At 49.4% G+C, this 8777-nt stretch carries 5 protein-coding genes; 4 read left to right on the top strand and 1 reads right to left on the bottom strand.

Annotation, left to right across the window (positions count from 1 at the left end; all coding sequences use genetic code 11):
* Nucleotides 1-961 precede the first annotated feature (961 nt).
* Nucleotides 962-4180, top strand: a complete 3219-nt coding sequence (locus DW089_RS03705) for a DUF3427 domain-containing protein (protein ID WP_118286827.1) — start codon at nt 962-964, stop codon at nt 4178-4180.
* Nucleotides 4181-4189: 9 nt separating this feature from the next.
* Nucleotides 4190-4615, top strand: a complete 426-nt coding sequence (locus DW089_RS03700) for a (deoxy)nucleoside triphosphate pyrophosphohydrolase (RefSeq protein WP_118286801.1) — start codon at nt 4190-4192, stop codon at nt 4613-4615.
* Nucleotides 4616-4751: 136 nt separating this feature from the next.
* Here the strand turns inward: DW089_RS03700 and DW089_RS03695 are convergent, their stop codons facing one another.
* Nucleotides 4752-5696, bottom strand: coding sequence for a LysR family transcriptional regulator (locus tag DW089_RS03695; protein WP_118286800.1), 945 nt, complete (start codon nt 5694-5696; stop codon nt 4752-4754).
* A gap of 198 nt (nt 5697-5894) precedes the next feature.
* Here DW089_RS03695 and DW089_RS03690 point away from each other — a divergent pair, with 198 nt between their 5' ends.
* Together DW089_RS03690 and DW089_RS03685 are read left to right on the top strand one after the other, a co-directional pair.
* Nucleotides 5895-7223, top strand: a complete 1329-nt coding sequence (locus tag DW089_RS03690) for an enolase C-terminal domain-like protein (protein ID WP_118286799.1) — start codon at nt 5895-5897, stop codon at nt 7221-7223.
* Nucleotides 7224-7331: 108 nt separating this feature from the next.
* Nucleotides 7332-8747, top strand: coding sequence for a GntP family permease (locus DW089_RS03685; RefSeq protein ID WP_105326510.1), 1416 nt, complete (start codon nt 7332-7334; stop codon nt 8745-8747).
* Nucleotides 8748-8777: the final 30 nt, after the last annotated feature.

The raw sequence follows: 8777 nt of genomic DNA, 5'->3' as shown, positions 1-8777 counted from the left end.
CAATACTGTACTGCTTTCCAGTGAACCCCTAACCTTTTTGCAGAAACCATTGGTGATTCTTCATGAGCAAGAACAGCTTTGACAGCCTTTAATTTATCCTCTGCACTGACTTTCGATATAGACATTTTACATACTCTCCTTTCAACGAATCCAGGAGGTTTAACTATATGCCAGTCTACTTTATTCATAGCATACCAGCTTGAAGGAGGCATGCCAACCACGGCTGTCGCAGGGGTCGTATATTCCATTTCTCTACAGCTAAGGCCTTGAGAAATGGATACGACTCCCCCCAAGTGGGAAAGCCTGTCCCCATTTGGGGCTAGTGCTGGCCGAAAGGTAGTCCAACGTGGCTTGGTGCGGTCCGCGAACCTGAAGTGATGTGGTGCCGGGAATACCCGCTCAGTCAGCCTGCGGCTGCCAGCTCCCCCAGTGGTTCGCCGTGCTCCGCTCTCCTTCACCCTGCGGGTTCGGCTCACGGACGGCTATCACATAGGTCACATTAGCCAAGAGCTTTTTGAAAGTTTTTCAAGCTCTTGGATGTGACCGTATAAAGGGAGGAGCTTATAAATGGTCGTGCGGTCCACGGGAATGGGAGGTGACCGGGCCCGCAAAGCGGGCAGAAGCATATTGCCCCTATGGGCACCTACGGTGCCATTTTCCCCTACGGGAAACGCTTGTCCCCTTTTGGGGCTAGTGCATGAAGGACGGTAGTTCAACCACGGAAAATTCATCCTGCCTGCGAAATTAGGGGCAGGATGAATTTTTGCTGTAGAAAACTCTGTAACGGATTTTTGGTCGTACGGTCAGCGGACTTTTAGTAATGGCCGAGTCCTCTGCACGGGTTGGGGTGGAATTTCAGAAAGAGCGGATTATTTACCAGCGCTGTTTTCACTTTCACATAAGCTGCTATAATAAAAGCAGCAATGCAAAAAAGCTCATTGGGGAAGGTTGGGTGTTTGGAATGTTGAAGCAGGGGCTTTATGAGCAGTTGATTAATCAGAAGCTGCGGAAAAAGATTCTAGAGGCCAGAAAGGCTGAGGAGCAGCGGGTGGAAACTGGGGCTGTGGATGCGGCGGAGTCTGCCCGGATCTTGGCAGACTATGTGGCAAAGCTGGTGGAAAAGCAGCTTACCGCAGTGGCGGAGTCGGCCACTAAGGAAGAAGCGGAAGAGGAACAGGTTCGGCTGGTCAACCAGCTGCTGGAGGCCATTGGCGGGGCAGACCGGGAAAATTTGCTGCCGCTGACGTCTGAGAAAAAGGTGGATCAGCTGTTATCCGTGGTGAACACAAAGAATTCGGCCTTTGCGTTCCAAAAACGGGGCAGTTTCCCGCGGCCCAGTACGTCTTTGGCCCAGAGTTCGCTTTTCACGGGGGCAGATCATGAGCCGCCCATGTATGTGGAACTGGAAAAGGAAATTGAGTCTGCGGACCGGATTGACCTTTTGGTTTCTTTTGTGAAATGGAGTGGGCTTCGGCTCATTCTGGAACCGTTAAAGAAGTTTACTGACCGGGGCGGCAAGCTGCGCATTATTACCACCTCCTATATGGGGGCTACGGATGTGAAGGCCATTGAAGAACTTTCCAAGCTCAGTCATACGGAAATTAAAGTTTCCTATGATACGGAGCGGACCCGGCTTCATGCAAAGTCCTATATGTTTTACAGGGAAAGCGGATTTTCCACGGCGTATATTGGTTCGTCCAATCTTTCACGGGCTGCTGTTTCCAGCGGCCTGGAGTGGAATATCAAGATCACTTCCCAGGATCAGCCCTCTACCATGGAAAAAATGGAAGCCACGTTTGAAAGCTACTGGAATTCCAGTGAATTTGAGACCTATCAGGAAAAAGATAAAGAGAAACTGCAAGAAGCCATTTATCGGGAACGGAATAAGGACAAGGCCAAATACCCCGAGCAGGGCACGAATCCGTATATTCTGGAAGTCCAGCCGTATCCCTACCAGCAGGCCATTTTGGATAAATTGCAGGCAGAACGGGAAATCCATCAGCGCTATAAGAACCTACTGGTGGCAGCTACTGGAACGGGGAAGACCGTGGTGGCAGCTCTCGACTTTCGGCGTTTCTGTCAGCAGTTTAGGCAGGACAGAAAGCCTAGACTGCTGTTTGTGGCCCACCGGGAAGAATTGCTGCAGCAGAGCCTGGCGACCTTCCGCAGCGTTATGCGGGACCCTACTTTTGGTAATCTTCTGGTAGGACGGGAAAACCAGCCGGAAACCATTGACCAGCTGTTTGTTTCTATTCAAAGTTTCCAGTCCAAGGATTTTACCAAGCGTGTACCGGACAAGCACTATTATGATTTCATCATCATCGATGAATTCCACCATGCGGCTGCGCCTTCTTACCAAGAGCTGCTGAGTTACTACGAGCCGAAAATCCTGCTTGGTATGACTGCTACGCCGGAACGTATGGATGGCAAGAGCGTTCTGTCGTACTTTGACGGCCGTATTGCGGTAGAAATCCGTCTGCCCGATGCCATCGACCGGAAACTGCTTTGTCCTTTCCAGTACTTTGGGGTGAATGATACCACCGACCTGAGCCAAGTTCGCTGGACACGGGGCGGCTACGATGCTGGCGAACTGTCCAACGTATATTCCATGGAGCAGTATGGTGCCAAGAAAAGAGCGGATTGGATTTTGGCGGAAACCAATCGGTACGTGACCGATTGGAACGACGTGATTGGCCTGGGGTTCTGTGTGTCCAAAGCCCATGCCCAATATATGTCGGAATTTTTCAATGACCATGGGGTCCCTGCCATGTACCTGACCAGTGATACTCCCTATGCAGAACGGACAAGGGCAGAGCAGAAGCTGGTTTCCGGGCAGGTGAAATTTATATTCGTAGTGGATCTGTACAACGAAGGTGTGGACATCAAAGAAGTCAACACCATCCTGTTCCTGCGGCCCACGGAATCTCTGACCATTTTCCTCCAGCAGCTGGGGCGCGGGCTGCGTCTCAGTGAAGGCAAAGAATGCCTTACGGTTTTGGATTTCATCGGCCAGGCCAACAAGAAGTACGACTTTGAAAAGAAATTTATGGCCCTGATGGACGGAACCCACGGAAGCCTTTCCGAGGAAATCAAAAAGGGCTTTGTCTCCGTTCCCCGCGGCTGCTATATCCACTTGGAGAAAAAAGCCACTGAACATATTCTGTCCAATATCAACGCGGCCCTGGGGGTGCAGGGCAAACTGATCCAAAGAATCAGCACCTTTGCAGAAGACAGCGGCAGACCGCTGACCTTGGACAATTTCCTGACCTACTATGATATGGATATCAAGGATTTTTATACCAAAAAGGAAACTACCGGAGACAACGCGGCTGGCTTTTATAGGCTCTGCGTGAAAGCGGACAAAGGGGCGGATTTCCAGGAACCCCTGGAGCAGGAACTGACCAAAGCGCTGGCTAAGATCTGTGCCATTGATTCCCGAAGATGGATTAAGACCCTCCTCTCAGAGCTTTCTCCTGAGGCTGCTGTGGAAGGGGCCGCCCAAGGGGCAGAGCGCCGCCTGCTGCTGCAAATGTTCCAGTATACCATCTGGACTTCCACCAGTACCAAGAATCCGCATGATTATGGCAATCTGGACGGTGATATGGCTTCTATTAAGCAGAATCCAACCCTGTGCCGGGAAATTTGCGATATCCTGCAATACAACCTGGACCACCTGGATTTTGTGGACGAGAGCGTTGACCTGGGTTTTGTTTGCCCGCTGGACCTCCACTGCCATTACACCAAGGACCAGATTTTGGTGGCCCTGGGCCATGCGGATAAGGTCAAGTCCATGCGCCAGGGGGTCTGCTATCTGCCTGACCGGAAACTGGACTTCTTTATCAATACCCTGAACAAGGCGGATAAGGATTATTCCCCTACCACCATGTATGCGGACTACTCCATCAACGAGCACCTGTTCCACTGGCAAAGCCAGAGTACCACTTCTGAAACGTCAAAAACGGGCCAGCGGTACATCCATCACAAAGCCCTGGGCTCCAAGATTCTTCTTTTTGTCCGGGAATACAACGAAGACCAGACCGGCACGGCCCCCTTTGTCTACCTGGGCAAAGCCGAATACCGGAGCCACCAGGGCAGCAGCCCCATGAACATTATTTGGCGTCTGGAGCGGCCCATTCCGGCCAAGCTCATTCGGCAGACCGGAAAACTTTTGGCCCAATAAGGAGAAGCTATGAAAACAATTCGTGTTGTGGCGGCGGTAATCGCCGATAATCTGGAGCAGCCCATAAAAATCTTTGCCACCGAACGAGGCTATGGAGAATTCAAAGGCCAGTGGGAATTCCCCGGCGGCAAGGTGGAGACCGGAGAAACCCCAGAAGCAGCCCTGCGCCGGGAAATCCGGGAAGAACTGGAAACGGACATTGCCGTAGGACCGTATTTGGGTACGGTGGAATATGATTACCCTACTTTCCACCTGTCCATGGCCTGTTATCTCTGCCAGGTTAACGCAGGGAAATTGACCCTGCTGGAACATCTGGCGGCGCAGTGGCTTACCCGGGAACAGCTGCATACTGTGAATTGGCTGCCGGCGGATGAAATTGTGGTGGACTGGGTGGAAAAGGTTGTGAAGGGCAGCAAATTGAAAGAATCCGATTGAATTAAGGCTTGAGACTTGCAGCCTGCAAAAGAACGGATATAAGACATAAACAACAAAAGGACTTTTACCGGTAAGCTAATGCCAGTACAAGTCCTTTTTTTGTTTAGTTTCCAAAATATTGTTTTTTCGCTCTGATTCAATCATCAATTGCGGAAATTTTAGTCTGTTCTCTGTGATAATACTTTTTAATCAAGTCTTTGTAATAGATCATGGCCTGGCTTAGATAGGCATCCCGTTTGTACACGCAGCACATTTCCCAGGTGGGATCCCCAGGAATTCGAAAAAAGGCAATGTCCTCTTGTCCATTGTAGTAGCCACTGGAGGTAAGGGTACAGGCCATATTGTTTTGTACCATGGTTAAAAGGGCACGAACACTAGAGGACTCAAACAGTACGGAAGGGTGAAAATTGTTTTTGGCAAATACGTTGTCAATGATGCTGCGCATAGTGGAATTTTTAAAAATGAGAACAAAGGGCAGATTTTTGCAAAGCTTTAAATCAAGATAAGGGAGGTCTTCTAGAAAGGTACCAGGAGGTGCTGCGTTAGTGGCCAGAGGGGAGGAGCGTGGAATGGCCAGCAGGATGGGTTCGTAATGAATGTGGTCGTATACCAGATTGGGTATTTTATCGGTCATTTCGATGGTAACAACTCCCATATCTACATAGCCCTTTAGAATTTGCCCAATTTGCTGGTGCACGTGCATTTCCTGGGGTTCCAGGATGATGCCAGGAAATTCCTTGTGAAAATAGGGATAGGTTGCAACCAGCATATCCAGGCCCCTTTCCCGAGAAAAAGTCAGGGTAAAGTGGCCTTTTTTGTTATTTGCCAGGTCATTAATGATATTATAAGCTTCCCGTTTTTCCTGCAGCATATGACGACCATAGCGCAGGTAGACCTTTCCTGCATCTGTGGGGACCAGGACGTGGGACCGGCGGTAGAACAGGGGAATCCCCAGTTGGTGTTCCAGCTTTAACAGCTGCTGGTTTAGCGCGGATTGGGTGACGAATAATTGTTCTGCTGCTTTGGTAATACTCCCTGTATCGGCAATTTTCACAATGTATTCAATCTGTTTTAGGTCCATGGCGCACCTCACCTCTTAGAAAAACTAAGTTCAAATATAAATATTAACAATTTGCATTATAATAGCATCCTCGTTACAATGATGTCAATGGATATGTGGAATATTCGGATAACTTTCCTAGGAAAAAACTGAAATTCCCAACAATTCGAATTCGCGCGAATGGATTCAGATTGAAAACTTTGGAGGAGGAACACATTAATGATCCCGGTTATTACCAAAATGGAAGTATTCCCTGTGGCAGGTCACGACAGCATGCTGTTAAACCTGAGCGGAGCCCATGCTCCTTATTTTACGAGAAACATTGTTATCCTTACGGATTCGGAAGGCAATACGGGAGTGGGGGAAGTCCCCGGCGGTCCTAAGATTACCAAGGCATTGGAAAAGGTTGCCGAGCTGGTGGTGGGTACTAAGGCTTCTGATTATCGCAATACCTTGCTTACGGTGAAGGCAGAGCTGGATAAATCTGGAGAAAAAGATGTGCGCGGGAATCAAACCTTTGATTTGAGAACGGGTGTTCATGTACTGACCGCCATTGAAACCCCTTGTCTGGATTTGCTGGGTAAGTATTTGGAAGTACCGGTTTGCCGGCTGCTGGGCAATGGGCAGCAGAGAGATTTTGTCCGGTTTCTGGGCTATTTGTTCTTTGTAGGTGATCGGAAAAAGACGGATTTGCCCTACCGGGGAGAAACAGCTGCTGATTGCGACTGGTACCGGCTGCGGGATGAAGAAGCCCTGGATGCAGAGGCAGTAGTTGCTCTGTGCAAGGCCGCCAAGGAAAAATACGGTTTCAAGGACTTCAAACTGAAGGGCGGCGTTTTAGCCGGAGATGAAGAAATGAAAGTCATCAAGGCTATGAAAAAAGCTTTCCCGGATGCTCGGATGGATCTGGATCCCAACGGTGCCTGGCACCTGGAAGATGCGGTGCGCTATGTGTCCGATATGCATGGTATCCTGACCTATTGTGAAGATCCCTGCGGCGCAGAAGATGGGTATTCTGGCCGGGAAATTATGAGTGAATTCCGCAGAAAGACGGGTTTCCCTACGGCTACCAACATGATTGCCACGGACTGGCGTCAGGTGGGCCATTCTCTGGAAAGTCAAGCTGTAGATATTATTTTGGCGGATCCCCATTTCTGGACCATGAATGGCTCTGTACGGGTTGCCCAAATGTGCCATGATTTCGGCTATACCTGGGGCAGCCATTCCAATAACCATTTTGATATTTCTTTGGCCATGTGTGTGCAGGTAGGTGCTGCTGTACCCGGTGAGTACAATGCATTGGATACGCACTGGATTTGGCAGGAAGGCACTGAACGTCTGACTAAGGAACCCCTGCAAATCAAGGATGGCGGTATTCGGGTGCCGGCTAAGCCGGGCCTGGGCGTAGAAGTTGACCGGGAACAGGTCCTGAAAGCTCATGAGCTTTATAAGCAGCACTGCCTGGGCGGTCGTGATGATTCTATTACCATGCAGTACTTGATTCCGGGTTGGAAATTCGATGCCAAGTCTCCCTGCCTGGTACGGTAAAGAGAACACGGTTGTTTTTGCCTGGAGCGATACTTTGTGCAAAAACAGCAAGCATTGGCAGAAGAAACTATTCACGGCAAACCGATTATGAGAAAAGGGGTATTATAAATGGCTGAATCGACAAGAATGCTTTTGGGCCTGGGCATCGGGATTATTACGATGATTATCCTGGTGGCTAAAACAAAAGTTCATAGTTTTATCGCCATGCTTTTGGCAGCATTAATTACAGGTATTATTGGCGGCATGCCCATTGTTTCGGTAAAGGCTGCTGATGGTCATACGATTGTGGGCGTAATCAACGCCATCAGCAGTGGCTTTGGCAATACCTTAGCTAGCACAGGTATTATCATTGGGCTAGGTGTAATGATGGGTGCTGTACTGGAAAAGTCCGGCGCTGCTGAACGGTTGGCCGTCAGCTTTATCAAATTGGTAGGGAAGGGCAATGAAGAATGGGCCCTGGGGGTTACCGGTTGGGTAGTTTCCATTCCCGTATTTGCTGACTCTGCGGTGGTTATGCTCTGCCCTCTGTGCAAGGCTATTTCCAAGGTAACAGGTAAATCTGTTATAGGTTTGGGCTTGTCCCTGGCCTGCGGCCTGCAGCTGACCCACTCTCTAGTGCCTCCGACTCCTGGACCTTTGGCCGCAGCCGGTATGCTGAACGTGGATGTGGGACAGATGATTGCTGGTGGTGCCTTACTTTCTATTCCTATGTTGCTGATTATCATCCCTTACTGCAAATGGATCGGCAAAAAGATTTATCAAGTTGTAAACGAAGATGATGAATACGTTCGTCCTTCCGATCCTACCCAATTTAGACAGGCTTCTACTGAATTGTTGGACAAGTTCCTGAATCGTACGGACCTGCCGGGCCTGGCTATTTCCGCAGCGCCTATTGTGATTCCTATTCTGCTGATTTTAATGAAAACGGTATTGGATTTAGTGGGGATTCCTAAGGACGCGTCCTATTATCCACTGATTGCCCTGCTGGGCAGCCCCATTGTGGCACTGATGATTGGTACGCTGATTGCCATCTATGGCTTAGTCCCTGATAGAGATACCAAGGAAGTATTGAACATCATGAACGACGGAATTAAAGATACCGGCATCATTATGCTGATTACAGGTGTAGGCGGTTCCCTGGGCTATGTGGTTCGGATGTCCGGTATTGGCAACATCCTGGGCTCCATGGTTGTGGCTATGCCCATTCCTGCGGTATTGATTCCCTTCTGCATTGCAGCTTTGATGCGTATTGTGCTGGGCTCCGCAACGGTGGCTATTGTTACGGCGGCTTCCCTGACCATGCCGTTGATGGGGCAGCTGACCATCAGCCCGCTGCTGATGTCCCTGTCCTGCTGCGTTGGTGCCATTTCCTTTGGTTATTTCACCGACTCCGGTTTCTGGGTTTGGAACGGACTGTTTGGGGTTTCTGACCTGAAGGAACAATTATCTTGTAAGACAGCAGTTTCTTTGATCATGGCTTTCTTTGGTCTATTTGAATTGCTGGTTGCCCAGTATTTCATCTAATATTTCAAAAGGAGGAATTTATGGTTAAGT

It is taken from the genome of Acidaminococcus sp. AM05-11 (genome assembly GCF_003472805.1).
Taxonomy (GTDB): Bacteria; Bacillota; Negativicutes; order Acidaminococcales; family Acidaminococcaceae; genus Acidaminococcus; species Acidaminococcus hominis.
The sequence above is the reverse complement of the archived record's forward strand: the minus strand, read 5'-3'. Positions and strand labels throughout refer to the sequence as shown.

Excerpts from the sequence above, each read along its gene's own strand:
- DW089_RS03705 (WP_118286827.1), top strand. The coding sequence starts at position 962 with ATGTTGAAGCAGGGGCTTTATGAGCAGTTGATTAATCAGAAGCTGCGG.
- DW089_RS03700 (WP_118286801.1), top strand. The coding sequence starts at position 4,190 with ATGAAAACAATTCGTGTTGTGGCGGCGGTAATCGCCGATAATCTGGAG.
- DW089_RS03695 (WP_118286800.1), bottom strand. The coding sequence starts at position 5,696 with ATGGACCTAAAACAGATTGAATACATTGTGAAAATTGCCGATACAGGG.
- DW089_RS03690 (WP_118286799.1), top strand. The coding sequence starts at position 5,895 with ATGATCCCGGTTATTACCAAAATGGAAGTATTCCCTGTGGCAGGTCAC.
- DW089_RS03685 (WP_105326510.1), top strand. The coding sequence starts at position 7,332 with ATGGCTGAATCGACAAGAATGCTTTTGGGCCTGGGCATCGGGATTATT.